This window comes from Brevibacterium iodinum ATCC 49514, assembly GCF_900169265.1.
GTDB classification, from domain to species: domain Bacteria; phylum Actinomycetota; class Actinomycetes; order Actinomycetales; family Brevibacteriaceae; genus Brevibacterium; species Brevibacterium iodinum.
In genome coordinates this window covers 44111-70088 of record NZ_FXYX01000009.1, presented here as the reverse complement: position 1 = coordinate 70088, position 25978 = coordinate 44111, and the positions used below count along the sequence as shown (strand labels likewise).

Genomic DNA, 25978 nt, shown 5'->3' with positions numbered 1-25978 from the left:
GAACATCATGTCTGAGAACACAGCTGTCAACGACGCAGTTGTCCGCGTGGCCACGAAGACCGTCGACAGCGGCGGCGTCCCAGGCGTCGTTGCCGGAGTGACCACCGACAAGGAGACCATCAGTCTCACTGCTGCAGGAGTCCGCTCCCTCGACGATCCGCAGCCGATGACCACGGACTCCGTGTTCATGATCTTCTCCACGACGAAGGCCCTGACCGGCACCGTGGCACTGCAGCTGGTGGAGTCGGGAGAGCTCGACCTCGACGCCCCGGCGAAGGACTATGCCCCAGGACTGGCCGACGTGCAGGTCATCGACGGCTTCGACGACAGTGGAGAACCGATCCTCCGGGCACCCGCCAGCGAACCGACCACCAAACAGCTGCTGCTGCACACCGCCGGCTTCGGCTACGACTTCTTCAACGAGAAGTACGAACGACTCGCCCGCGAACACGGCCAGCCGAGCATCGTCACCGCGACCAGGAAGGCGTTGGAGACTCCGCTGCTGTTCGATCCCGGCACCCAGTGGGAGTACGGGTCGAACATGGATTGGGTCGGCCAGGTCATCGAAGGCATCACCGGAAAGACTCTGGGTGAGGCGATGCGCACCCGAGTCCTCGAACCGCTGGGCATGGACGACAGCACCTTCCGTCCGACCGCGTCGATGCAGGAGCGGCAGGCCACGATGCACCAGCGCACCGACGGCGAACTCGCGGCGACCGACTTCATGCTGCCCGAACCGGAGGTGGAGATGGGCGGCCACGGACTCTTCTCGACCGTCGATGACTACCTGAAGTTCATCAGGATGTGGCTCAACGACGGAGCAGCCGACGACGGAACCGTCGTCCTCCGCCCCGAAACGGTGGACATGGCCACGCAGAACCACCTCGGCGATCTTCGGGTGAAACTGCTGCCCGGAGTCATCCCGAGCTTGTCCAACGATGCGGAGTTCTTCCCCGGCATGCCGAAGACCTGGGGATACACGTTCATGATCAACGAGGAGGAAGCCCCGACCGGACGCCCGGCCGGCGCCGCCGCATGGGCGGGTCTTGCCAACCTCTACTACTGGTTCGACCGACAGAACAAGATCGGCGGGTACTGGGCCACACAGATCTTCCCCTTCGCCGACCCCGTATCCGTCGGTGGGTACCTCGAGATGGAGACGGCAGTCTACGATGCTCTGAAAGGCTGATTCGCGACCGAGGCGAATCGCGACCGTCGGGCGACAAACGTGGACTGCCAATCGTCGACCGACGGACGAACGAGGAGGTGGTGACGTGCAGGAGCTGCTCGGCAGGATTGCCAAGCTCGATCCCGAGGCGAGCCTGGGTCTGCGCGTCATCGCCTGCTTCGACGAACTCATGGCCGGCGAGGTCAATTCCCATGCCCTCGCCTCCGCGGCCGCGGCTCTGGCCGGTTGCCCGGCCGGCTTTCGCAGTGGGGACGGGAGCAGGCAGCTGAGGGTCGATTCAGGCGGAGTCTCGATTCCGGGAGACCGACCCGCCGAGGTGGCCGCCCTGTCCCTGCCGAACGATTCCGAGGTCTGGCTCGAGCGGGAGGACGTTGCCTTGCCCAACGATGTACTCATCCTTGAGAGATTCGGCCTGGCCATCGGCGTGAGATTCGGTCTCGAACGGCAGCAGCTGGAGACCCCGCGGGACGTGGCGCTCGTCCTCGATCCTGCCGCGACGCCCGAAGACCGGAGTGCTGCCGCGGTTCGCCTCGGGCTGATGCCAGGCTCGGGATATCGAGTCCTCGCGGCCCCGCTGTTCGCCGTCTTCGAGAAACGACCCGCCGGTCCCACCGATGTCATCACCAGCGAACATGGCACGCTGCAGGTGGTCATCGTGACCGACGACACCGAGGACATCGCCGTGACACCGGCCGGACTGGGGCCGTCCGGGTCGATCGGAGAATTGCCGCGGTCACTGCGGGCAGCCGTGGTGGCACTGCGGCTCAGCCGCCCGCCCGAGGAAGGGCTAGTGCGGGCGGAAAACTTCGGTGGGCTCGTCGAACTGCTCGCCGAATCATCTGACACAACCGATCCGGACGCTGCGCTGATCGACGAGATCATGGACTCGCCGTGGGCGGAGTCCACGGTGCGCGTGCTCCTCGAAGCACCGACGATCAGACAGGCGGCCCGCGACCTCGGTCTGCACCACAGCACGGTGCAGAGCCGGGCCGAGCAGATCGAACGCTGCCTCGGCTACGACCCGCTGTCGGGCTACAACCGCACCAGGTTGGGCATCAGCGTGCTCCGGTGGCGGCTTCGCAATTCCCGAGTGCTTGAACTTCCGGGGCCCGTGGGGTGAGGGGCGTCAAGTCCCGGGTTTGATGGAGAGTTTTCTACTTGGAATTCATCAACTGACACACGAGCTAGCCAACCTGTGGCAGCGTGTTGAAATACTCTGGTCGGAACGCGGTTGGAGTCGCCTCACCGGGTGCTCCGTGAGGCCGGTACGTGTTGAACCACTGCACCCACTTCGCCGTGGCGACCTCGATATCGTCAGTATTTTTTACGGATCCTAGTTCCGGATCAGCTCGACCTTATAGAGAGAGTTCAGCGCTCGGCGAGGGCGTTATCGTATGAGTCGCCCTTCGATTCGACAGACGCGACGGTGCACCTAGAAACACTTAGCGAGTCGGTAGGGTGGGAGCCATCTAGGGAGAAGGAAGCAGGGAACCATGAAGAAAGAAATCAACGTCGTGGGTGCCATCATAGTCGACGGTCCAAATGTCTTGGCAGCGCAAAGAAGCGCAACAATGTCTCTGCCCGGCATGTGGGAGTTTCCCGGTGGCAAGATCGAAGCCGGTGAAACTCCTCGTGCGGCTCTCGTCCGGGAGCTCCAAGAAGAGCTATTATGCACGGCTGAGATAGGAGATGAAGTCGCTTCGACTCGGCACGAGTACGATTTTGGCTTCGTCACCCTGACTACCTTCTACTCAAAGCTAGTCGAAGGCGAACCGAAACTAACTGAACATTCCGAAATTCGATGGATCGAAGCAACCGACCTCGATTCGGTGGAGTGGGCGCCAGCTGATATACCTGCAGTTGAAAAGGTGGTGCAAGATTTCTCAATGACCGAGGAGTAGGCGTGGCAACAGTTCCAGAGCATGTTCAGCGAGACACAGCGTTCGGATTTCTTGATCGTTCGTCGCCCGCGGAACGCCTCTTCAACCCGATGTTAGTTTCAAATGTTGAAGCCAACACGATGCACAAAGCGATCCTTGAAGAACTGAGACGCTCGAAGAGCTTCACCTTTTCAGTTGCATTTGTCAGTTCAGATGCAATCGCTTCATTGAAGCAACCACTGATTGAGTTCCCGGGCCGGGGCCGAATCATCACTTCGACTTACTTGGGTTTCAATTCACCTGAGTCATTTAGGGAACTGAAGAATCTCCACGACCTTGGCATCGAAGTGTACGTGTTTGAAGATGACACAAGAGGTTTCCATCCCAAAGGCTTCATCTTTGAGCAAGCAGCTACGACCACAGCGATCGTGGGTAGCTCAAATCTGACTTCTCGGGCGCTCAAGCGAAACCACGAGTGGAACCTGAGGTTCTCAGCACTTCCTGACGGCGATATTGTTCAGCAGCTTGCTGCTGCTATTGATATCCAGCTTGAGTCCGCCACGCTGCTGAGCGATGACTGGATCAATGTATACGAAGAGTTGTACGTCCCGCCTTCCGCACGTAGCGAAGTTTCGAGGTCGAACCTTCAGCTGCCAGGGACTCGTACTCAGATTGTCGCCAACGCGATGCAGGCAGAGGCTCTCCTTGAAATTCGAAAAGTACGCGACTCGGGTGAGGATAAAGCTCTAGTCGTGTCGGCGACTGGCACAGGTAAGACCATTCTCGCGGCGCTAGACGTGAAGGCCGCAAATCCGGAACGAGTGCTCTTCGTCGTGCACCGAGAACAAATTCTCGATCGCGCGATTGAGGAATTCACCAAGGTGCTCGATCTTGAGGAACACGAGGTTGGGAAGTTCGTCGGGTCACGTAGAGAACTTGATCGACGATTCGTATTTGCAACCGTGCAGTCACTGGGGTCTCCTGAAAAGCTGAACCAAATCGCACGCGACCACTTCGACTACATCCTCATCGATGAGGTTCATAGGGCTGGTGCGAGGTTGCACCAGAACATCATTCAGTACTTCACCCCGGACTTCATGCTTGGAATCACCGCTACTCCCGAGCGGTCAGACGATTTCAATGTCTATAGCCTGTTCGACTATAACGTGCCCTATGAGATTCGACTACAGAAGGCGCTCGAGGAAGACATGCTCGCCCCGTTCCACTATTACGGTGTCACCGACTTCGAGAAGGACGGCGAAGTTATCGGTGACACAAGCCAGCTGCGGAACCTCGTTGCCCCAGAGAGAGTAGCTCACCTGATTCAGGTGATTGAGCGTTATGGGCACGTAGGCGACCCGGTCAGAGGCCTCATGTTCTGCAGCCGAAAAGATGAAGCTCGAGAGCTATCGACGCTTCTCAACCAGAACGAAGTACATGGCAAACGGCTTCGAACGCGAGCTCTAACTGGTGAAGATTCGGTAGAAACCCGTGAACGTGTCGTCGCCCAGCTCGAAAACGGAGAGCTCGACTACATCATCTCCGTCGATGTGTTTAACGAAGGCATTGATATCCGGACAGTCAACCAAGTGGTCATGCTTCGGCAAACTCAGTCGAGCATCATCTTTACTCAGCAGCTCGGCCGCGGACTGCGCAAGGCAGCTGGCAAGAGCCATCTCATCGTTATCGACTTCATCGGTAACTACACGAACAACTTCCTCGTGCCGATTGCGCTCTTCGGAGACAGCAGCCTGAACAAGGACTCTCTCCGGAAGAGGATGATTGAAGCGCAAGATGTCGGCGCGGTTTCTGGACTTTCAAGCATTAACTTTGATGCGGTCGCAAAGGAGCGAATCTTCAAGTCGATCGAGTCCACACGCCTGGATAGCCTGAAGAACCTCAAGCAGTCCTTTAGAGACCTGCATACCCGACTCGGTAGGCCGCCGATGCTGATGGACTATGCGCGCTTTGATGTTGTTGACCCAGTAGTAATCGCCAGTGCGCGTGGCAACTATTGGAAACTGCTCAACGCATTCAAAGTTGTCGACGAGCAGCCCACAGACAGAGAAAGTCAGATCCTGTCGATGGTCAGTCAGGAGTTTCTGAACGGCAAACGGCCCCATGAACTTCTGGTGCTCGAGCAACTAGTGAGTGCAAGAACTCCTGTGACTGTGAGAGACCTTCGCTCGCTTTTTGATCAAAAGGGAGCGACTTCAGACCAGGCCACAATTGACTCCATTGAAAGAATTTTCAACTTTGAATTCTTCACTGAGGGTGATCAGAAAAAATACGGGACTCCGATCGTCGATTGGACAGACGACAGGATCACTCTAACCTCAGAATTTCTGGACCTGCTTGAACACTCGCCCAGCTTCTTAGCCCATTTGAATGATGCGATTGAGACAGGACTCTTCTTATCCCGTCACAGGTACCGCTGGGATGAACGTCTAGAGGCAGGGAAGAAGTACTCGCGCAAAGATGTTTGCAGACTGCTCAATTGGCAAAGCGATCAAAAGGGGACGATGTACGGGTACAAAGTCGACGTCTACTCCAATTCGTGTCCAATCTTCGTGACTTATCACAAAGATGACGACGTGTCCGCGAGCACTTCGTACGAAGACTCTTTTGTCAGCGAGAACACGCTCCGTTGGTTCACACGCAGCAAGAGGACATTGCAGAGCAAGGAAGTCCGGTCGATTGTGAACAATGAGATCCCGCTGTATCTCTTTGCTAAGAAGGACGACGCTGAAGGCACGGACTTTTACTACTTGGGCCAGGCCACGTCCTCGGACCCAGTGCAAACAAAGATGCCTGGGGAGAACGGGAAGAGCTTGGACGTTGTCACGATGGACCTCAACCTGGAGTACCCCATTGATGCAGCGCTCTATGACTATTTGACGACAGGCCCGGCGATCGAAGAGGCAAAGAGCCGCAGCTCTAAAGCTCCGTCAATTGATCTAAGCCATGAAGAGACACCAATTCGGCTCGAATACAACGACGATCAGAAAGACAAGCTGTTCTAGCGATGAAGTTGCCGGGGCAGCTGGATTTCACTAGTGCTGATGGCCGACTCGCTGAATCAATGCTTCCCAAGCAAACGTCGCGAGCCAATGGGAAGATACATACTCGCCTGACACCGCAGCTTCGAGTCCTGGCGCCATTAATGAATCGACTCGCGTGAGCATGCCTTTTGCTTGAACCATGAGGACATCATCGCTTGGATTCTCCGCGATCGCCTCTAGCTTCGGAGCTAGTCGCATTACCGATGCCGCGACAGAGAGTCCCAAACCGTAAAGATGGCTCTGCTGACCGTCGGTAGGGTCGAGGACCTTTACGGGTGTGAGCGCCGGCGACTCGGGAGACAGCTCCGAAAGGAAACTTGACAGCCATGACGCAAGCTCATCCTCGGTGAGGATCTCAGCCATGAGGTCGGCCTCGCACAGCCCGGGGGAGAGGAAGTCGTGACCGCTGCGTTCCTGCCGGAAGTTCCACGCGGCATCCTCGGCGAAGAATCGACGCGCCGCACCGGCGATGACGTCGACAACATCATGCCGGTCTGCCGCACGAGCACCGATGAGGATACGACGCAGACCGAAGGCCGTATTCGAGTGCACTCCATGCCGAACCGGCGCGGCCACCTTCGGCAGCCATGCAACCACCAAGTCGAAAACCGTCTCGGCGAGCACTTGCGTGTGGGTACCAAGCGCGCGCAACTCCGGAACTTCGCTGGCATTGAGCACCCGGTCGAGTTCGGCCGCCCACGCCCAGCCATACGGCCGCTCCCACGAGGGATTCTCACGGAGAAAGGCCGCCTCGGCGAGCATATTCTCCTCGCTCAGGTGTGAGGACAGAACGACGATCGCACGTTCGCGCCAACCGGCCCCCTGCGCCACCTCGGTCTCCAGCAAAGACGCCAGCAGGTAGTGCATATGCACGCTTGAATGCCAGTCATAGGAGTTCGCGAATGCGGGGTGCTTCTCCACCGCTGGCACAATATCGGCCAGACTCCGCGCCAGATGATGGGAGGCGAACGGATATGCACGGGTGACGTTGCTCAGCGCCACCTCGGCGAAGGGGTGGACGTAGTCGTCAATCTGCGGCATGGATCCTCATCGGCTCGGGGGGGGGTTCCACTCTACGCGGGCGAACACTAGGGCGACCGTTTGATTGCAATCGACCGGCAGCGATTCGCTGCAGTTAGGCTGGATCCGACCGGGACCATTCTCGGTCGAAAGTCGTACGAGAGGACGAACGAGCGATGACGCGAACTCCCGAGGTCTTCGGCAAGACCGTCGCTGAGCACACTCGGTGCGTCCACTACGCCACCGAACTCGACATCATCGCGATCCGCTTCGCCTGCTGCGACCGCTACTATCCGTGCCACCTGTGCCATTCTGAGACTGCGGATCATCCCGCTCAGCAATGGCCACGCGAGAAGTTCGACCAGCCCGCGATCCTGTGCGGGAACTGCTGGAGCGAACTGACGATCGAGACGTATAAGAGTGTCGATGGGTGCCCGGAATGCGCCGCACCTTTCAACCCCCGCTGCGCGGCGCACTCGGACTACCACTTCAGTTCCTGAGGTCACATCGACTACCCCTTCGGTCAGCGGCCAAAATGTGAGACTCTGAAATCACTATGACTGAGCCAAACGCCTCCGCATCACCCAATACCGCCTCCCTTCCCCTCACCTCACCGACCGCGGCGAACCCGAACCTCCCCACCCGCACCGAGACCGACTCGATCGGCAGCCTCGAGATCCCCGACACCGCGTACTGGGGCGTGCACACGGCCAGAGCGAATGAGAACTTCCCCATCGCCCGCCGTCCCATCTCCGTCTACCCCGACTTCGTCCGCGCCTTCGCCTGCGTCAAACAGGCCGCCGCTCGGGCGAACGCTGAGATCGGCGCGCTCGACGACCAGCGCGCGAACCTCATCGACGCCGCCTGCGAAGAGATCAAGTCAGGCAAACTCCACGACCAGTTCGCCGTCGGCGTCGTCCAGGGCGGAGCCGGCACCTCGACGAACATGAACGCCAACGAGGTCATCACCAACCGTGCCCTCGAGATCGCCGGCCGATCCAAGGGCGACTACGCGTTCATCCACCCCAACGACCACACGAACCACAGCCAGTCGACGAACGACACCTACCCGACCGCGATCAAGATCGCGCTGGCGTTCTCACTGCAGAACCTCCTCGGCGAACTCACGCTCCTTGCCGATGCCTTCGCCGCGAAGGGCCGCGAGTTCGCCCATATCGTCAAGGTGGGGCGCACCCAGCTGCAGGATGCCGTGCCGATGACGCTCGGTCAGGAGTTCAACGCCTTCGCCACGACCCTGCGCGAGGACGTCGAACGTCTCGAGGAAGCCGTCGCCCTCCTCGGCGAGGTAAACATGGGCGCGACCGCGATCGGCACCTCGATCAACGCCCCGGTCGGTTACAAGGAAGCGGTCATCAAGCACCTGCGGCAGATCACCGGACTCGACCTGAAAACGGCCGGCGACCTCGTCGAATCGACCTCCGATACGGGTGTTTTCATCACCTTCTCGGGTGCGCTCAAGCGCAGCGCGCTGAAGATGTCGAAGATCGCCAACGACCTGCGCCTGCTGTCCTCGGGGCCGCAGGCCGGCATCGGTGAGATCAACCTGCCCGCCCGCCAGGCGGGATCGTCGATCATGCCCGGCAAGGTCAATCCCGTCATCCCCGAGGCGGTATCCCAGGTCGCGTACTCCGTGGCCGGCGCCGACGTCACCGTGTCCATGGCCGTCGAAGGCGGACAGCTGCAGCTCAACGCCTTCGAACCGATCATCGCCCACTCGCTGTTCCAGTCGATCACCTGGCTCGAACGCGCGGCCCAGACTTTCCGCATCAACTGCGTCAATGGCATCACCGCCAACGAGGCGCATATCGAGGACACCGTCGACCGCTCGGTCACCGTTATCACCGCGCTCGCCCCGGTCATCGGCTATGTCGCCGCAGCAAAACTGGCGAAGGAAGCACTGGCGAAGAACGAATCCATCGCCGATCTCGTCGTCGAGCACGGACTGCTCGAGCGGGATGAGCTCGGCGAGATCCTTCGCCCCGAACGGCTGACCGGTATGCCCGCCGACGATTCCGTGGACAACACTGCCACCAGCGCCGAGGTGGTTCCCCGGGATGAGGTGACGACCGAGCTTCCGATCATCCCCGATCTGGAGGGGTAAGCGGCTCGCGGATGGCCGGCAGCTCCCTGTTCCGAATCAGGACTAGAGCGACCGCCAGGCGTCGTAGGAGCCGGCCAGCTCCGCGACCCGGTATCCGGCGCGGCGCAGGGCGCTGGCGGTGATGGCGCTGCGGGTGCCGCTCTGGCAGTAGGTGACGATCCGGCCTTCGCTCGGCAGGCGGTCGAGTTCCCACAGGGCGCGGCCGCCGCTGAGTTGGGTCGCACCGGGGATGTGGCCGCCGGCGTGCTCGATCTTCGAACGGACATCGAGGAGGCGGATGTCGGCTGCGTCCGCCAGGTTCGCCGGGGCGACCAGCTCGACCGGATGCAGCTCCATCCCGTTCAGCGACGTCGCGTAGCCGGTGACCGTGTCGATGCCGACCCTGATGAGATGATCCCGGAACTCCGCTGCCTGCTCTGCGTCGTCGGCGAGGACGACGATCGGCGTCGACTCTGCAGCCGGGTCGAAGACCCAGGCGCCGAAGCTCGCGGACTTTCCGGGCCCCGGGATGTGCAGAGCCCCGGCCGGGGTGCCGGCACGGACATCCGCGGTCGGACGGGTGTCGATGAAAGCCGCCGAGCCGTCCTCGATCCGCTCCTGCACGCGACCGGCGTCGAATTCCTCGAGCTCTGCGAGTTCGCCGAGGAGTGACGGGCCCTCCCGGTTCTCGGTCTTCATCCTGGCGAAGTAGGCGTGGGCGTCGGGCTGCCCGGACAGCAGTTCGTCGACGAAGCCCTGCTCATCGCCGCTCTGGAGGAACGGCGACCACCAGGCGAAGGCGCGCTCGTAGCCGACGGTGGTCGTCGGAACGGAGCCCAGGGCTTTGCCGCAGGCGCTTCCGGCGCCGTGGGCAGGCAGGATCTGCACGTAGTCGGGGAGGGTGAGCAGGCGGTCGCGGAGGCTGGCGAAGAGGTCGCGGGCACCGGCGAAGCGGGTATCGGAGCCGCCGACCGCCTCGTCGAGGAGGTCCGGGCGTCCGGTGTCCCCGACGAACACGAAGTCGCCGGTGAGCATGAACCCCGGTGCGTCGGCCTGGGCACCGTCGGTGACGAGGAACGATAGGTGCTCGGGAGTGTGGCCGGGGGTGTGCGAGGCGCGCAGGGTGATGTTGCCGAGGGCGATCTCGTCACCGTCGTGCAGGCGCACCGCGTCGTCGAAGCCCGCCCCGTATGACCAGTCGGGTCCGCCTTCGTCGGAGACGTACATCGTCGCTCCGGTGGCGGCGGCGAGTTCGCGGGTGCCGGAGAGGTAGTCGGCGTGGATGTGGGTCTCGGTGACGGCGGTGATCGTCAGTCCGTGGCGGTCGGCGAAGTCGCGGTAGACCGCGATGTCCCGGCGGGGATCGACGACGATCGCCTCCCCGCTGGCCTGGCAGGCGATGACGTAGCTGGCATGGGCGAGGTCGGTGTCGAAGATGCGTTCGAGGAGCATGGGAGTCTTCTTTCCGTGGTCGACGGGTGTTTGGTCTGCCGCCCGGGTCAGCGGCCGAAGAGGCGGGAGAAGAACCCGGGCTTGGCCGCTCGGGCCGCATCCTCTTCGGCCTGGGTGTGCTTGCCGCTGCACCACTGGCCAGCCGGGACCGTGCTCTTCACCGACTGGATGTGTTGCCCGCATCCTGCCCACGTGGTCTTTCCGCATACTCGGCACGTCGCTGCTCGACACATAGCTGTCTCCTTCTTCGGCCATAGCGGGCCGGTTCGTCATCAATTCCATATACCCCAGGGGGTATCCAGTAAATATACCCTTAGGGGTATAGTTGATGTCAACATCGAGAACGTGAAAGGACGACGATGAGCGAACGCGACACTGCTCCGACTGAGACAGAAGCGGACCCGGGAGAGCGGATGCTCGCCGACCCTGCCGCGCAGAAGAAGGTCCTCAATCGACTGCGCCGGGCACAGGGGCAGCTCGGCGCGGTGATCACCGCTGTGCAGGACGGAAGCCACTGTCGAGACGTCATCCACCAGCTCTCGGCGGTGTCGAAGGCACTCGACCGGGCGGGATTCCTCATCATCTCGACGGCACTGCGGGAGTGCCTCGAGGATGACGAGGACGAAGTGCGCACTGAAGAGCTCGAGAAGCTCTTCCTCTCAATGGCCTGATGAGGACGGAGGGGTGTGACGGGGTACGTGCCTAAGGCCCCTACCCCTCGAGCAGCCCCTTGATGTCCGCGGCGGTCACGGTCTGGCTGAAGGCCTGACCGCCGGGGCCGCGGCCCTCATAGGTTCCGGAATCGGACATGAGGTCGTCGAAGAGTTCGGCCTTGCGCTTCTGCAGGGCGAGCACCTTCTCCTCGATCGTGCCCTCGGCGACATAGCGGTAGACCATGACGTTCTTCGTTTGCCCGATCCGATGCGCCCGGTCGATCGCCTGATTCTCCGAGGCGGGATTCCACCACGGATCCATGAGGAAGACATAGTCCGCCTCGGTGAGGTTGAGCCCGAACCCACCGGCCTTGAGGCTGATGAGGAACACCGGCGCCTCACCGGATCGGAACGCGTCGACCACGGCCCCACGATTCCGCGTCGACCCGTCGAGGACTACATTGGGGATCCCGCGAGCGTCGAGCTCTGCGGCGACATTGGCCAGGAACGACGTGAACTGGCTGAACACGATCGACCGGTGGCCCTCGGCGATGACATCGTCGAGCCGTTCCAGGAGCGCGGCCAACTTCGACGACGGCACCTCAGTATGTTCGGCATCGACGATCGACGGATCGAGAGCGAGCATCCGCAGCAGCGTCAGCGACCGGAAGACGATGAACCGCTGCTTGTCGTATTCGCTGTCGATGAAGCCGAGGATCTTCTTCCGCTCCTTCTGCAGAATCCGATCGTAGAGTCTCCGGTGCGCGGCGTTGAGCTCGACCGAGATGACCTGTTCCTGCTTCGCCGGCAGATCCGCGGCGACGAGATCCTTCGTCCGCCGCATCATGAACGGTCGGATCCGCCGCTGCAGGCGCTGCATCCGACCCGGGTTCTCACCCGACTCGATCGGACGCACGTACTCTTCCTCGAACCGGTGAGGACTCGGGAACAGTCCGGGTGCCGTGATCGAGAACAGTGACCACACATCCTTGAGCGAGTTCTCCAAAGGCGTGCCGGTTAACGCCAAGCGGAACGGTGCCCGCACCTCCTTCGCCGCCAGGTGCGTCTGCGCCGACGAATTCTTGACGAACTGCGCCTCGTCGAGGATGAGCCCCGCCCACTCCATCCGCGAGAGCGGGGTCTCCTCGAGCCTCAACATCGCATACGACATGACGATGACATCGGCGCCACAGGCCACCTCGGCGAGGTCGACCCCACGCGCCCGCGTCGACTCGGCCACGACACGGACATCGAGATCAGGGGCGAACGCGGTCGCCTCCTTCACCCAATTCGGCACCACTGAGGTGGGAGCGACGACGAGGAAGGGGGCGCTCGCCTTCGCATGCTTGATGAGCGCGAGTGTCTGCAGGGTCTTACCCAAGCCCATGTCGTCGGCGAGGATCCCGCCGAGGCGGCACCGGTAGAGCAGTGCCAACCACCGGAATCCCTGCACCTGATACGGGCGCAGTGTCGCACCATTCAGGTCAGGCACCTCGGTGGCGGGCAGGTGTTCGAGGTCGGCCAATGCGCGCACCGAGTCTCTCCAAGTCGCGGCCGGTTCGGACTCGTCGGCGAGGTCCTCGAAATCCGACCACAGACCCACATGCATCCGGGAGATCTTCGGCGACTCCGGTTCCCATTCGGGGATGAGGTCCGCCTCGGCGAGGAGGGCCTTGAGTTTTTCGAAGATGGGCTTGTTGAGCGACAGGAACGAGTCGTCGGAGAGCTTGATCTTCTTCGTCCCGGCGGCCAACGCCTTGTACAGCTTGACGAAGGGGACCGGGTGGCCGTCGATGCTGATCTGGAAGCCGAGGTCGAACCAGTCGTTCTTGTCCGACTCGACCGAGGTGATCTTCACGTTCGGCTCCCCGCCGAGCTCCCGGTACGGCTGCTTCTTCCCGCGCGTGATGACCTTGACGTGCTCGATCTCCTCGAGCCCGGGCAGGACGTTGACGACGAAATCCGCGGTGTCGGCGTCGTCGAGTTCGACGTCTCTGATGGTCGGCAGGGCGGAGCCGGTTTCGTGGGTGTCGGCGAGGAGTTTGTCGACCTCAGCGACGACGGCATCTTCGAAGTCGAGTTCGCGTTGCTCCGCATGTTCCCTCGCCGAGGCGGCGCTGAGCCTCAATCGGTCGATGACGGGGAAGGTGCGGCGGGGTCCCTGGTATTCCCAGTACCAGCTTAAGGAGAGTTTGTCGCCGGCGCCGAAGGCGGCGAAGACGACGAGGCGGGGGTGCCCGTACTGGGGGAAGGCGACGGTGGCGTCGCTGCTGATGACCTCGGCGCTGGAGCGCAGCTGCGGGTAGTACTCCTCGAAGAACTCTTCGGCCTCGGCCGCGGGGATCGTGATCGGCCCGGGGGACTGGAGCACGGGCAGCGCGGATTCGTTCGTCGGGGTCTCCGCAGGGGCGAGGGTGACGGTGAAACCGCTGGTGACGTCGATGCCGAAGAAGCCGTGCGTCCAGATCGGTTTGATCAGTCCGGGGGCATATTCGCGTTCGTCGATCGTTGCCCGCGTCTGCACCTGCAGGCGGTTCTGGCTGCGGCGGATGTCGATTGCGGCCTTCGCGCTGTGCCCGAAGCGGATGGTCATGGCCGGATTGATGCCGACGAATTCGATGCCGAGCTTCTTCCCCTGCGTGAAGTGATCCCACAGCAGGGGAGTGCGGAAATCGCCGAGGTGGTACGGCGCACCGTCGGGCGTGAAGTCCGTCTTCCCGCGGGTGCGGAGTCCCGCGAGTTGGGTGAACCATTCCTGGTGGGCCGGGTCGATGTCGAACTGCCGGGCCATGCGGTCGATGGTGCGCCAGGTCAGGGTCTTCTTCACCCAGTTGTCGGACTCGCTGAGCATGAGCGGGCGGATCGCGAGGCTCGGATTCGCGCCCGGGGTGACGTCGTCCTTGTCGAGGAGGACGGAGTGCTGAGCTTCGAACCAAGTGCGGGGGATGACTTGGACGAGCTCGAATCCCAAGGCCACGGGCGTGTGCGAATGCGGAGCCGCCGCGGCGAGAGGAGCGAAGGCGTCACGCCAATCGGCGGGGAGGGCGGATCGGTTGTCAGGCACCTGGCCATCCTCTCATCTGCCGGTGCCACGAGACGTACGCGCTGCGTCTGGGGTGAGAGGTACAGTCGTCGCATGAGCGAGAACAGCGACAGTGATGACGAGCGGTGGCTGATCGTCAAGGGACGCCGGTGGCGACGAACCGACCCAACACTGGAACCCAGCGTCATCGAGGAACTCAAGAGCCACCTCGGCGCTGCGAGGAATGCCGTCAAGCAGGCGAAGAGGCGGGGTGCTGAGAATGATCTCGCGGAGGCGAGACGGAGGGTGAATGTCGCGAAGCACGGCCTCGGCGAACGCGGCGAATATTGGTGGGAGATGTCAGTCGAAGACCGCCGGCGTCGCGCGGAGACGGCCCTGAACGAACTGCGGTGAGCTCGATCAGGGTCGCCTCATCAGCCTCATCAGGCGTGAGCAGCCCGGGTGGACGCGCTGCTGCGGGGCGTCAGACTCCGGACACCGCGGCTGCCAAGTTGCCGAGGGACGATTCGAGGTCCTCTTCGCTGACGGCCGGGAAGTCGACCTGCTTGAGCACCTCCTTGTCGGTGACAGCGCTCCAATCGTAGGTCACGGAGACCTCGGTCGAGTCATGGCTGTGGGACTTGAGCTCCCAGACCCACTCCCAACCCGGTGGCTCTTCACCGGCCGGTGCCGTCTTCCAGGCGAGAAGCTTGTTCTCCTCAAAGCCGATGACGTGATTGTCGGTCTTGTAGTCGCCGCCCATCTTGTCCCAGTGCATGTTCATCGTGAACACCTGGCCGGTCTCGGAGATGCGATCGGTCTTGTCATCCGACTGGACCATTCCCGAGCCGTCGATCTCGGCATGACGCTCTGGATTGGAGAGGACTCGGAAGATGTCCTCTACGGGGGCATCGATCGTCCGCGAAGCGCTGATGCTCGTGTCACTCATGTCTGTCACCTTTCGTCAGGTGGTGGATGGAGTACGGGTCGGTCGACCCGTCCCTGTGGGCCACGGTATACCCTGATTCCGAATGAGGGGAGGGGGTGCGCAACCAAGGACAGCAAATGTGGCTGTCTTCCGGATCCTCGTTGAGGAATGCAGAATAGCCGACAGAGGTACGTGCCCGACGACGAAGACTTCAACATCGTAGGCAGCTATCGGCCGGCAGTCTCGCAAGGCCCGATCGCTGATCCTGCAAGGTCATGTGGATGTCGTTCCGACCGGACCCTTGGAGAATTGGACTGCTCCGCCCTCGAACCAACGTCGGAGTCACCTGGTTCGCCGTTCGTGTCGAGGGGAAACCGAGTCATGTCCGGGAGATGAGCAAGGGCTTCAACGCCTTCGACGCGACAAATGACGTGATCGCCGACCTGCGCACACTCGACCCGGAACAGGCGTGGGAAGAGATCCAGGAGCACGTCCGGCACGCGAGCATCGCCCGGCGCGGTCAGGACAGCCGCCTGCCACATCTGGAGCGAACCGGCTTCTTCACCGCAGGATAGCGACTCGACGAAGGCGGAGAAGCTGAGGCCGTCCTCGGCTCGGCCCACCGGGACGTGTTCGGCCTCCCCCTGCAGTCGTTCACCACGCCGGGCTACCTCGACGGCCGGGTGTACACGAACTACGGATCGAGGCCGACTCTGACCTACGGCCCCCGATCCCTCGACATCCATGCCTTCGACGAGCGCGTCCACATTGAGTCCGTCCGCAACATCACGGAGACCATCGCTCTCTTCACCGCCGAGTGGTGTGGGTTGGAGCCGTTGAAATAGGCGCATCGGCGTTCTGCAGGTACTGCCGGCCCAGCACCCGATCGAGGCGATGCGTCAGACGATCCGGTCAGCGAGGTCTTCGAAGTCCTCGGCAATGATGTCCCAGTCCCCCGTGGGTTCGAGATCGATGGTCTGATCGGGTCCATGCTCGGTGGGGCGACGAACGAAAGCCGTGCGCAGCCCGAGGGACTGTGCTGCGGCGAGATCACTGTTGTGCGCGGCGACCATGGCGACTTGATGCGGTTCGAGACCGAGGATTTCGGCGGTCCGCAGATACGCGTCGGGGTCCGGCTTATAGGCTCCCGCCACCTCGGCGCCGAGGATCGCATCCCAGGGAACACCAGCACGTTTGGCGACGTCGAGAGCCAACCGGATGTTCGCATTCGACAACGGGGCGATGATGAACTGCTCCTTCAAGCGGGTCAATCCTGCGATCGCATCCGGCCACGGATCGAGCCGGTGCCACGCAAGATTGGTCTCGTCGAGGACCGGCGCGGGAATCGAGTCCGGATCGACGTCGAGACCCCTGAGCACGGTCTCGAGATTCTCCCGGTGGAGCACATCCAGACGAACGAACTCCCGGTCACCATCGCGCACCCGCTCCATCGACGGCTGATATTCGGCGCGCCAGGCATCGGCGAACTCAAGTGGAACGAAATCGGGAACATGATCGTGCAAGTGCACGGCCACCTCGGCGGACACACTGCTGCGCCAGTCGACGACGGTGCCGAACATGTCGAAGACGAGGGCCTCGACCGAATCGAATCCTGCTGTCATGGTTACACGGTAGTCCGCGTGGATCGGACCGTCCACGTCGGTTCTCCCGCTCGCCATGTCAGTCCGTCCGCTTAGACTGAGCGGTGTTGGGAGTCGACGAGGACCTCATCGACACTGGACCACACGGCATCGGCGGAAGGACCTGACCGTGGGATGGAGCACGAGCGAATTGGCGCGTCTGACCGGAACCACGGTCAATACGATTCCTTCATCTTTGTCTTCCCGAATCTCGATATCCCGGACGCCGACCGTGAGCGGTTCATCGCCTTCATCAAGGACGTTGCCGCGGCGGAAGAGGGCTGAGGCAGGGGGCTGAGGCGGAGAGACGAATACAACGGCTGGGGAAGATAACTGAGGATTCGCTGGGTCAGACGATGAGGGCTTGACCCTGTTCTGAGAACACAGTCTGTACTGAACGTATCAACCATCAGATCCGGTTCTTCCGGGCCGGGATCTGCCGATCACGTTCAGGAGGACACCGTGAACCCCATCATCGATTTCTTCCAAGGTCTCGCCGCTCAGGTTCCTGACCTGTTTCAGCCATTCATCATCGCGGCTGCCGGGGCGATCCCCTTCATCGAAGGTGAGATCTCCTCGATCATCGGAGTCTGGGCCGGGATGAATCCCGTACTAGCCGGCATCGCCGGGCCGTCGGCAACTTCATCTGCGTCACCGTCGTCGTGCTCCTCGGAGCTCGGGCCCGCCGCGCCGTCGTGAATCGTCAGAGCGAAAAACGAGAGCTCGCGGCCGTCGGGGCAGGCGGGTTCGCCGACGCCGCGACGGCTGAGCCTGCGCAGTCGACCGCTGCAGCCGATCGGTCAGGGATCGATGCTCCCGTCGGCCCATCGTCGATTGATTCTCCCGCCGCTGCCACCGCAGGTGTCACGGTGACGGAGAGCCACCTCGGTGAAGGCGGGAAGCCCGAGTCCAAGGGGCGGGTCAAGTTCAAGAGGTTTCTCACCCGCTTCGGCGTTCCCGGTGCGAGCCTGCTCGGGCCGCTGGCGATTCCCACCCAGATCACCTCGACGATCCTCGTCAGTGCCGGTGTGAAGACCTCGTGGATCCTGCTGTGGCAGGGCATCGCGATCATCGCCTGGACGACCCTGACCACGCTCATCGCCACCGGTTCGCTCGCCCTGCTTGGAGGCTGAGGCTGAGCGCCGGCGGAGAGATCGTCCGTGATCGGGTGCATCCGCTTCCGTTTGTCGGCGCGATCGTGGATCTGGGATCGTACAATGGGATGAATGTCTGATACCGGGAGAACCCACACCTCGTCGCTGGCCGTGCTCGGTGCGCTGCTATTCGTCACCGCCCGCAGCCTCGATTCCACCGGCGCGCCGGGGATCCCCGCGAGCGCCGACCCGGCGAAGCTCAGTCCCAGCGACCGGGAGACCCTCGCGGAGGTGGAGTCCGCACTGACCGTCCAACTCGAGAACTCAGGGACGTCCGTGACTTCCACCCTCGCCGAGGTGGCTGCAGCAGTTGCGTACGTCCGCGGCCGGGCGGAGGTCCCAAGTCTGACCGCGAGCGGGTACGACAAGCTGCGCAAAACGGTGCTCGACGGCCTCGGAGCGACCTCAGCGCAGGGGGCGACCATCTGGCCGCCGACCAGTCAGACCGCGGTGCAGCGATTCGGGTCCTGGAACGAAGCGCTCAAGGCGGCGGGGCTGGCGACGAACAAAATCGGCCGAGCCAAGGGGCAGCTGCGCTTCGACGCAGATGCCTACGGCAAGGCGATTGCCGAATTCCTCGCCGACTGCGAATCACGCGGGACCGCCGCGACCTACAAGGCTTACACCGAATACGCCGCCGAGCATAAGGGCGAGGTGCCCTCGGCCGCGGCCGTCCGGAAGTTCTACGGAAGCTGGAATTCAGCGCTCGCCGCGGTGGAGTGAGGTGCGGATCAGCGACCGTGCATCTTCCCTCCGACCGCTCACGCTATGCGATGCGCGGTCGACGGTAACTTGAGCGCTCGGTGGCTCAACACTCCTGGCATCACCGGCCAGCGGCGAAGGCCTCCAGCCGGTCGCACGCGGTGTTGATGGTCTCGTCCGACACCGCGAAGGTCAGACGCAGGTAGCCTTCGCCGGCCGGGCCGAAGGCCGAACCGGGGACCGTCGCGAGATTGTGCTTCTCGAGCAGCTGTGTCGCCAGCTCCCATGAGTCCAGCCCCCACTCGGACACGTTCACCCAGGCATAGAACGTCGCCGCAGGGCGCAGCAGGTTCAAGCCCTCGATGGCGTTGATGCGTTCGACCATGAGCTCACGCCGCCTGGCATACGAGGCGACCATCTCCTCGACGGCGGTCTGCGGCCCCTCAATCGCGGCGACGGCGGCCTCCTGGACGAATCCGGGCAGACTCGAGGTCAGCCCCTCCTGCAGCAGTGCCATCGGGGCGATGAAATCTTCGGAGCCGATGACAAAACCGCACCGCCAGCCGGTCATGGCATAGGTCTTCGAGAAGCTGCCGATGGCCAGGAATCGATCGAACTCAGCCCCCGCCTCGGCGGTGGATGGTTTCACCTCGGCGATGGATGTGAAGACGGCATCGTCGAAGACCATCTCGTCATAGACCTCATCGGAGATGACGGTGAACCCGTGCTCATCGGCCAGCGCAGCGATCTGCTCGAGGTCGGCCCGATCCATGACCGAACCCAAAGGGTTCGACGGACTGTTGATGATCACCGCAGCGGTCCTGTCCGTGATCGCTGAGCGGACATCCTCGGCGCGGAGTTTGAAATCGTTGTCCTCGGTGACGGGCACAGACACGGCGACCCCGCCAAGGCGGTGCACCTGACCCATGTAGTTGGGGAAGCTCGGATCGGGAATGATGACCTCATCCCCTGGGGTGACAGTGACGTCGAGGGCGAAGGTGAGCGCTTCCATCGCGCCGAAGGAGACCATGACGTTCTCGGGGGCGATGCTGCGATTCCACCGATTCGAGTACTTCCGGGCGATCGCCTGCCGCAGTTCGGGGATGCCTGCATTGGCGACGTAGCGGGTGTTATCGTTCTCGATCGCTCGGATGCCGGCGGCCTTGATGTGCTCCGGAGTGGTGAAGTCCGGCTCGCCGACGGTGAGCTTCACGGCCTCGGGGAAGTCAAGGGCGAGGTTGAACATCTTGCGGATGCTCGAGGCGGGGTAGGAAGCGGCCATGGGGGAGATGCGAGGGTGCGTGTCCGTCATGCTGTCAGTGTCCTCCTGTCGTTCGGGTGCGTTATGAGCCGGTCACGAGGCGAGACCGGGGCGGCCGTGCGTTCACTATGCGCTGCTCCACATTGCTTCGATACCCAGCTTGGTGAAACTGCGCCGGCTTGGTCCCTGCACCGAGCTGATGCAGTTTCACCGAGCTGGTGGAGCTGGTAGGACTGGTGGAGCCCCGCCCCGTCTACTCGTACAGGCCAGCCAGCCGAGAACCGAACCGGGCGAGCAGGCTCGTCTTCTTCGCCCCGGTCGCTGACTCCCACGCATCGGCAATGCCGAAGATCTTGTACATCGACCGGATGCCCAACCAGCGAATCGGTTCGGGCTCCCACTGTCCGGAGAAGTGGTCGTTCCACGGCAGCCCGGTCAAGGGCGTCGATGCCCCGGCGGCCCGATCGAGCAGGGTCTTCGCCGCCAGATGAGTCGCCGTCACCCCGTGCCCGGCATAGCCGCGGGCCACCCCGATGCGCTGTGTCGGGTCGAAGAAGATGCCGGCGCACCAGTCTCTGGTCACCCCGAGCGCACCGCGCCAGGCATGCGCAACCTCGAACTCGAGGTCCGGGAAGAGCGAGGACAGGCGCCCGGCCAACAGGTCGACCACCTCGGCGGGGACCTCACCGTCACCGGGCAGGCCCGACCGGAAAGCATAAGGCGCCCCACGGCCGCCGAGCGCGATCCGGCCATCAGCTGTGCGCTGGGCATAGATGAACGTGTGCGCCGTGTCGCCGAGGCATTCGCGCCCCTCCCAGCCGATCGACGCCCACGCGTCGCCCGGCAGCGGCTCGGTTGCGATCATCGACGAGAACACCGGGATGACCTGCCGTCCCTGCAGGCCCGGCAGGTCGCCGCCGACCGTGTCCGAATACCCCTCGAGACACACGAAGATCGTGTCCGCGTGCACCGGCCCGCGGTCCGTGGCGACCGAATTCTTTCGGATATGCCTCGCCGAGGTGGCCTCACAGATGGTCACGCCCTGTTCCCTGAGCACGTGGCCGAGTCCCCGGGTGAGCAGTGCAGGATCGATGGCGGCGGTACCGGGGAAGTAGAGGCTGCCGAGCGCCCCGTCGACGTTGATGCGGGCACGAGTCGCCTCGGCGTCGAGGAACTGCATATCCTCGGGCCCATATCCGAACTGCTCGTTGCCGGCCTCAAGGTCGCGCAGCCGGGACAGCCCGGCCTCCGACTGAGCGATGTCGATATGGCCGCCGCGCACCTGGTGGGCATCGATGCCCTCGGCCTCGCAGACGTCGAGGACTTCGTCGATGGAGTCGAAGAGCGCGGATTGGAAAGCGCTGACGCTGGCCACGGCGTCGAGCCCTGCCGAGCCGACCGGCCCGGAGGGATCGTTCTTCCGGGCACGGTCGACCGCCTCGGCGAACTTGGTGCGATTGCCCGGCAGCAGGGTCGAGAGCCACCCTCCGTTGCGGCCGGAGGCGCCGTAGCCGATGTGGCGGGCCTCGATAATAGTGATCGCCCAATCGGGGTGGGCCTGCCTGGCGTAATAAGCCGACCACAGGCCGGTCAGTCCGCCGCCGACGATGACGAGATCTTGTTTCTCTCGTGGCAGCGGTGCGGGGTCGTGGGTTTCGGCGGGGGAGGCCGCCAGCCAGTGTGAGGCTTCACCATTGAAGTAGGACACAGATCATCTCCTGAACTCGAGGCGGACCATGCGGTCGCCTACGAAAACAGTTCTATCTCACGCTCAAGGTGAAGTAAATAGTTGTGCCGATTTGTATTTATTGCTGAAACAACCTCGACAGCCTACTGATTTCCTCGTCACGGCCGTACATGAGCGGACTGACTGATTGCACTGTTCGCATGAGCGCAATGGAGCCGATCGACACCCACGAATTCCCACTCAGCCACGAACCGATCGAGGACTGGCAGAAGGTCTCGCCCGCCTCGGCGGGAGGGCCCGACGCGGTTGGATCGGTGAGGCTGGAAGGGGCGACATCCTCGGCGGGGGAGGCGAGTGTGACGACGAGACTCGCCGAACTCGGCACCATCGGCGGCGCGCAGAGCCGAGGGAGTCGGGAAAACGTCATGGGCGCGGATCCTCTTTGTTGAGTAGTGTCGAAGACGGCCCGCACGGACGAAAGGGATCGAGGATGATCGACGTGGCATACTCGCGCGACCTCGTCATGATCGGCGCGATCTTCGGCCTCGCCGCGTTCATCTGGTCAGGCTGGGCACAGGAAGCACCGCCCAGAGCACTGGTCTGGCGGCTCGTGCTCGCCGGTCTCGGAGTCGCGGGCCTCACACTCGCAGTGCCGAGTATTCTCACCGCCATCGGCAACTGGTCGGAACCCAGCGCTTTCACCACCGGGACCGTCGCCTTCACGCTCTACCTCATCGTGTTCTGGGCCGAGGTCGTCATCGCCGCGGTGGTGAGCTTCTTCCTCATCCGCGCCGGCCAGACCGAGAACATCGCTCCGCTCATCCTAGCGATCGTCGGCATCCACTTCTTCGCGCTCGCCGTCGTCTTCGGCCAGCCCGTCCTTCATCTGGCGGGGTTGCTGCTGACCATCGTCGCGGTGGTCGCGTTCATCCTGCCGCGCGGGACCGCGGCGCCGAGTTTCTGGTGCGGCATCCTCGGCGCTCCGGTGTTCCTGGGCATCGGTCTGTGGTGTCTGCTCGCCGGACGCAGCGCGCTCGCCGTCGGATGAATCTCGGACACCGCTGACAATCCCTGGTGAGGTGCTCTATCGTGAGTGAACCGGTGCGCACCGTGGTCCGGGGACGGTTTCGTCCCGCGTTGCGCAGCACGCATGGACACCCCAGCACGGACACCTCAGTATTGCCCTCGAAGAGATGGGCCCCGAAGAAGGAGTCGACGATGAAGACTGCTCGCCGCTTGGACAACCTCGGCACCGAGACCGCTTTCCGCGTGGCCCAGGCCGCCGCCGATTGGAAGGCGAAGGGCAACGAGGTCTTCCCGTTCCACCTCGGCGACCTGAACTTCCCCTTGGCCGGGCATATCGTCGAGGCGATGGAGCAGGCCATCCGCGACGGCAAGACCGGCTACTGCCCGGGACCGGGGATCCCCGAACTGCGGGAGGCGCTCGCCGATGACATCGGCTCGCGGCGCGGAATGACGATCGACCCCGCCGAGGTGGTCGTGACCACCGGAGGCAAGCCCGTGATCACGAAATTCCTCCAAGCCGTGATGAACCCCGGTGAAGGCGTGCTCTACCCGAATCCGGGCTTCCCGATCTACGAATCCCAGATCGAATATCTCGGCGGTACGGCCCTGCCCTACCGATATGCTCCGACCTCCGACGGTTTCGCCATCGACCTCGACCACCTGCGGGCATCGATCGACGAGACCACCACTGCCATCATCTACAACGATCTGCAGAACCCGATCTCGGCCGAATCGACTCCGGGCGAGCGTGAAGCCATTGCCGCGATCGCGCAGGAATTCGACCTGTGGGTGCTCTCCGACGAGGCGTACTTCGAGATGCGCTATCGCGGGAAGTCCCAGTCGATCGCCGCGCTGCCGGGAATGCGGGACCGCACCGTGATCCTCTACACGTTCTCGAAAAAGTACGCGATGACAGGTTCGCGGCTCGGCTGCGCGGTGGCACCGAAGGAGGTCGCCGAGGCGATCTCGCTGATGAACACCAACGACGAATCCTGCACGAACCAGTACGTGCAGTGGGCAGGGATCGCTGCGTTGCGCGGACCGCAGGGGCCGGTCGGCCAGATGCTGGAGGTGCTGCGCAAGAGGCGTGATGCCACCTGCCGGCTCCTCAACGAGATTCCCGGTATGTCCGTGGCGACACCGGGCTCGACGTTCTACGTCTTCCCCGATGTCACCGAGGCGATGGAGGCGAAGGGAATCGCGACCCTGGCGGACTTCACCACCGAGGCACTGCATGCCACTGGTGTCTCATTCTGCACTCGCGAGCACTTCGGTTCACCGCAGCCCGGTGAGGAACGGTCGTACATTCGACTGGCCTATTCGGGTATCGACGAAACCGCGATCACGACCGGTCTCGGCCGCCTCAAGGAGTGGATCGAGGCGGGGCGGTAGTTCGTGCGGCGGGGTTGCTCGCAGTGGTGTCGAGCTGCGGCGCCGTCCCGGCCACGGCTCTGTTCGGGCCACGGTCCAGTGCCGACCGCAACTCAACGCGGACCACGGTGCAGTGCTGACCACAGCTCGGCCCAGACGACAGCTCTGTTATGTCCAGCTGCTCCAGGCAGGCCGGCGGGTGCTCGGCAGCGCGTTGTCACGGCGCCAATCGTGGATCCAGTCGGGCAGTTCGGGTTCGTTCTCCGGCATCCCGAAGGCCTCGATGAGGTCGTCCCTGGTGAGCGGCCGGTCATCGGAGATCAGGCGAGTGGCGACATAGGCTCGGGCGAAGATCTCGCCGTCGACGACCATGCGCTGTTCGAAGAACACGGTGCGCTCGTCGATTCCGCAGACCTTGGTCTCGAGGTTGTAGCGCTGCCAGAGTTTCAGTGATTTGCGGAAGCTGATGGTCTCGGCGCTGACGACGCCGGTCCACCCGCGCTCACGCATCGCCTGCCATGCTCCGCTGCGCACCATCATGTCGAGTCGTCCCAGGTCCATGATCGAGAGGTACTTGCCGTTGTTGAGATGCATGAATATGTCGATCTCACCCAGGTGGACGCGCATGGGGAGGGAGTAGGTGTCCCAGATGTCGCGCGCGGAACGTCGGTGGGACCTCAGCAGGTGCAGGATCATGCGGAAGAAGTGCATGCAATCTATGTTACTTGACAGTAGTTTACTGGGCGACCATAACCCTGCCGGGTGAATGGGGCTCTGATTGATGAACGTGGACCCGACGGCGAATGCGCCCACGGAAGGGTGCGCATCCACGGACCTGGGGAGTCGCCTCGGCGAGGGTGGTTGTCAGTCCTTCGCGGGTTCGGGTTCGCGGCCGGGGATGAACGCTGATTCTTCGGGCTCGGGGTGGCGCTTCCACTGGATGAGCATGATCGCCACACCGAGAGCGACGGCGCCGATCGCGCCCCACACGTTGGTGCGCAGACCGAGGATGACGAAGCTCGGGTCGAGGCGGATTGACTCCCAGACGATGCGACCGGCGCCGTACCACATGAGATAGACAGCGAAGAGGCGTCCCCACTGGAAGAAGACCTTGCGGCCGAGGTAGAGCAGGACAAGAGCGCCGAGGCTGTTCCAGATGACCTCGTAGAGGAACGTCGGATGGAAGAGGGTGCCGGGGGGAGTGCCCAGTGGGATTGCCGGGTTGCCGGGATCGATCTCGAGTCCCCAAGGCAACGTGGTGGGCAGGCCGAAGAGCTCCTGATTGAACCAGTTGCCGAAGCGCCCGCAGGCCTGAGCGAGGATGAGACCCGGTGCCAGGGCATCGAGCAGAGTGATGAGTTTGAGGCCGAGGCGGCGGCACATGATCCACGCGCCCAGCGTGCCGCCGATGAGCGAACCGAAGATCGCGATGCCGCCCTCCCAGATCGCCCATACCGAGCCGGGTTCGAACGGGTTCCACGGGTTGCGGCCGGGGCCGAAGTAATCGGTGTAGTGCGTGATGACGTGGTAGATGCGGGCGAAGACGATGGCCATCGGTACGGCCAGAGTCGCGATGTCGAGCACCTGCCAGTCCTCGACACCGCGCTTGGTCAGGCGGCGGTTCGTCAGCACAATGGCGATGATGATGCCCACCAGGATGCACAGCGCATAGAAGTGGATCGTCAGCGGTCCGAGTTGGAAGCTAGAGATGGAAGGACTGGGGATTGCCGCCGAGATGTCGTGCGGAATCGCGGTCGCGCTGGAAGTCACTGGGCCGAGGTGCATGGGGCCAGTCTATTTGCACCCGTCTGAGAATCCTTTATGCCGCGT

The 25978-nt window shown here is 62.9% G+C and carries 26 protein-coding genes and 1 pseudogene; 17 read left to right on the top strand and 10 right to left on the bottom strand.

Annotation, left to right across the window (positions count from 1 at the left end):
- Window positions 1–7: 7 nt before the first annotated feature.
- Window positions 8–1189: a methyl acetate hydrolase AcmB gene (gene acmB, locus BI49514_RS08300; protein WP_101545987.1), complete on the top strand. Its 1182-nt coding sequence runs from the start codon at window positions 8–10 to the stop codon at window positions 1187–1189.
- Window positions 1190–1274: 85 nt separating this feature from the next.
- Window positions 1275–2309: a helix-turn-helix domain-containing protein gene (locus BI49514_RS08295; protein ID WP_101545985.1), complete on the top strand. Its 1035-nt coding sequence runs from the start codon at window positions 1275–1277 to the stop codon at window positions 2307–2309.
- 64 nt (window positions 2310–2373) lie between these two features.
- Here BI49514_RS08295 and BI49514_RS17285 read toward each other — a convergent pair.
- Window positions 2374–2502, bottom strand: a pseudogene (locus tag BI49514_RS17285) (integrase core domain-containing protein); the annotation flags it as partial.
- A 180-nt stretch (window positions 2503–2682) separates the two neighbouring features.
- On the opposite strand from BI49514_RS17285, the gene BI49514_RS08290 reads away from it, so the two are divergent.
- Both BI49514_RS08290 and BI49514_RS08285 read left to right on the top strand, forming a co-directional pair.
- Entirely contained in the window at window positions 2683–3090 is a 408-nt protein-coding gene (locus tag BI49514_RS08290) for a (deoxy)nucleoside triphosphate pyrophosphohydrolase (RefSeq protein ID WP_101545983.1), read from the top strand.
- 2 nt (window positions 3091–3092) lie between these two features.
- Window positions 3093–6092 (top strand): DEAD/DEAH box helicase, encoded by a 3000-nt coding sequence (locus tag BI49514_RS08285; protein ID WP_244195299.1) that lies wholly within the window; start codon window positions 3093–3095, stop codon window positions 6090–6092.
- Between the two features lie 30 nt (window positions 6093–6122).
- Here BI49514_RS08285 and BI49514_RS08280 read toward each other — a convergent pair whose 3' ends face one another.
- Window positions 6123–7133 carry a DUF2891 family protein gene (locus BI49514_RS08280; RefSeq protein WP_244195300.1) on the bottom strand — a complete coding sequence of 337 codons (1011 nt, stop codon included), beginning with the start codon at window positions 7131–7133 and terminating at the stop codon, window positions 6123–6125.
- A gap of 194 nt (window positions 7134–7327) precedes the next feature.
- On the opposite strand from BI49514_RS08280, the gene BI49514_RS08275 reads away from it, so the two are divergent.
- Window positions 7328–7651, top strand: a complete 324-nt coding sequence (locus tag BI49514_RS08275) for a CHY zinc finger protein (RefSeq protein WP_101545979.1) — start codon at window positions 7328–7330, stop codon at window positions 7649–7651.
- Window positions 7652–7707: 56 nt separating this feature from the next.
- Window positions 7708–9273, top strand: a complete 1566-nt coding sequence (locus BI49514_RS08270; protein ID WP_101545977.1) for an aspartate ammonia-lyase — start codon at window positions 7708–7710, stop codon at window positions 9271–9273.
- A 42-nt stretch (window positions 9274–9315) separates the two neighbouring features.
- On the opposite strand, the gene BI49514_RS08265 is transcribed toward BI49514_RS08270, so the two are convergent.
- A complete protein-coding gene (locus BI49514_RS08265) occupies window positions 9316–10704 on the bottom strand; it encodes an MBL fold metallo-hydrolase (RefSeq protein WP_101545975.1) in 1389 nt (462 codons plus the stop codon).
- Window positions 10705–11063: 359 nt separating this feature from the next.
- Between BI49514_RS08265 and BI49514_RS08255 the strand changes: the two genes are divergently transcribed.
- A complete protein-coding gene (locus tag BI49514_RS08255; protein WP_420808571.1) occupies window positions 11064–11375 on the top strand; it encodes a metal-sensitive transcriptional regulator in 312 nt (103 codons plus the stop codon).
- A gap of 40 nt (window positions 11376–11415) precedes the next feature.
- Here BI49514_RS08255 and BI49514_RS08250 read toward each other — a convergent pair whose 3' ends face one another.
- Window positions 11416–14421 carry a DEAD/DEAH box helicase gene (locus BI49514_RS08250; protein ID WP_101545971.1) on the bottom strand — a complete coding sequence of 1002 codons (3006 nt, stop codon included), beginning with the start codon at window positions 14419–14421 and terminating at the stop codon, window positions 11416–11418.
- A gap of 72 nt (window positions 14422–14493) precedes the next feature.
- On the opposite strand from BI49514_RS08250, the gene BI49514_RS08245 reads away from it, so the two are divergent.
- A complete protein-coding gene (locus BI49514_RS08245; RefSeq protein ID WP_101545969.1) occupies window positions 14494–14793 on the top strand; it encodes a biopolymer transporter Tol in 300 nt (99 codons plus the stop codon).
- Between the two features lie 70 nt (window positions 14794–14863).
- Here the strand turns inward: BI49514_RS08245 and BI49514_RS08240 are convergent, their stop codons facing one another.
- Entirely contained in the window at window positions 14864–15328 is a 465-nt protein-coding gene (locus BI49514_RS08240; protein ID WP_101545967.1) for an SRPBCC family protein, read from the bottom strand.
- A 371-nt stretch (window positions 15329–15699) separates the two neighbouring features.
- Between BI49514_RS08240 and BI49514_RS16315 the strand changes: the two genes are divergently transcribed.
- Entirely contained in the window at window positions 15700–15882 is a 183-nt protein-coding gene (locus tag BI49514_RS16315; RefSeq protein WP_145996196.1) for a hypothetical protein, read from the top strand.
- Window positions 15883–15936: 54 nt separating this feature from the next.
- Window positions 15937–16152, top strand: a complete 216-nt coding sequence (locus BI49514_RS08235; protein WP_101545965.1) for a hypothetical protein — start codon at window positions 15937–15939, stop codon at window positions 16150–16152.
- 54 nt (window positions 16153–16206) lie between these two features.
- Here BI49514_RS08235 and BI49514_RS08230 read toward each other — a convergent pair whose 3' ends face one another.
- Window positions 16207–16929 carry a haloacid dehalogenase type II gene (locus tag BI49514_RS08230; RefSeq protein ID WP_208635000.1) on the bottom strand — a complete coding sequence of 241 codons (723 nt, stop codon included), beginning with the start codon at window positions 16927–16929 and terminating at the stop codon, window positions 16207–16209.
- A gap of 153 nt (window positions 16930–17082) precedes the next feature.
- On the opposite strand from BI49514_RS08230, the gene BI49514_RS16540 reads away from it, so the two are divergent.
- The 4 genes from BI49514_RS16540 (at window position 17083) to BI49514_RS08220 (ending at window position 18824) form a co-directional block, all read left to right on the top strand.
- The gene (locus BI49514_RS16540; RefSeq protein WP_167444002.1) at window positions 17083–17232 is read left to right on the top strand and encodes a hypothetical protein; all 150 of its coding nucleotides are present in this window, start codon (window positions 17083–17085) and stop codon (window positions 17230–17232) included.
- A gap of 177 nt (window positions 17233–17409) precedes the next feature.
- Complete coding sequence (locus BI49514_RS16905; RefSeq protein WP_244195301.1) at window positions 17410–17646, top strand: hypothetical protein; 237 nt, start codon at window positions 17410–17412, stop codon at window positions 17644–17646.
- The gene (locus BI49514_RS08225) at window positions 17643–18080 is read left to right on the top strand and encodes a hypothetical protein (protein WP_244195302.1); all 438 of its coding nucleotides are present in this window, start codon (window positions 17643–17645) and stop codon (window positions 18078–18080) included. Before BI49514_RS16905 ends, BI49514_RS08225 begins: the two co-directional genes overlap by 4 nt.
- Before the next feature lie 93 nt (window positions 18081–18173).
- Window positions 18174–18824 (top strand): homing endonuclease associated repeat-containing protein, encoded by a 651-nt coding sequence (locus tag BI49514_RS08220; protein ID WP_244195303.1) that lies wholly within the window; start codon window positions 18174–18176, stop codon window positions 18822–18824.
- 100 nt (window positions 18825–18924) lie between these two features.
- Here BI49514_RS08220 and BI49514_RS08215 read toward each other — a convergent pair whose 3' ends face one another.
- Together BI49514_RS08215 and BI49514_RS08210 are read right to left on the bottom strand one after the other, a co-directional pair.
- Window positions 18925–20115: a pyridoxal phosphate-dependent aminotransferase gene (locus tag BI49514_RS08215; RefSeq protein WP_101545962.1), complete on the bottom strand. Its 1191-nt coding sequence runs from the start codon at window positions 20113–20115 to the stop codon at window positions 18925–18927.
- 202 nt (window positions 20116–20317) lie between these two features.
- A complete protein-coding gene (locus BI49514_RS08210; RefSeq protein ID WP_101545960.1) occupies window positions 20318–21772 on the bottom strand; it encodes an NAD(P)/FAD-dependent oxidoreductase in 1455 nt (484 codons plus the stop codon).
- Between the two features lie 179 nt (window positions 21773–21951).
- Between BI49514_RS08210 and BI49514_RS08205 the strand changes: the two genes are divergently transcribed.
- From BI49514_RS08205 to BI49514_RS08195, 3 genes are all read left to right on the top strand, one after another.
- On the top strand, window positions 21952–22200 hold the full coding sequence (locus tag BI49514_RS08205) for a hypothetical protein (RefSeq protein WP_145996195.1): 249 nt from the start codon (window positions 21952–21954) through the stop codon (window positions 22198–22200).
- A 50-nt stretch (window positions 22201–22250) separates the two neighbouring features.
- On the top strand, window positions 22251–22799 hold the full coding sequence (locus tag BI49514_RS08200) for a hypothetical protein (RefSeq protein WP_145996194.1): 549 nt from the start codon (window positions 22251–22253) through the stop codon (window positions 22797–22799).
- Window positions 22800–22969: 170 nt separating this feature from the next.
- Entirely contained in the window at window positions 22970–24169 is a 1200-nt protein-coding gene (locus BI49514_RS08195) for a pyridoxal phosphate-dependent aminotransferase (RefSeq protein WP_101545955.1), read from the top strand.
- A gap of 147 nt (window positions 24170–24316) precedes the next feature.
- Here BI49514_RS08195 and BI49514_RS08190 read toward each other — a convergent pair whose 3' ends face one another.
- Window positions 24317–24859: an acyl-CoA thioesterase gene (locus tag BI49514_RS08190; RefSeq protein ID WP_101545953.1), complete on the bottom strand. Its 543-nt coding sequence runs from the start codon at window positions 24857–24859 to the stop codon at window positions 24317–24319.
- A gap of 153 nt (window positions 24860–25012) precedes the next feature.
- Window positions 25013–25933: a prolipoprotein diacylglyceryl transferase gene (lgt, locus tag BI49514_RS08185; RefSeq protein WP_167444003.1), complete on the bottom strand. Its 921-nt coding sequence runs from the start codon at window positions 25931–25933 to the stop codon at window positions 25013–25015.
- Between the last annotated feature and the right edge of the window lie 45 nt (window positions 25934–25978).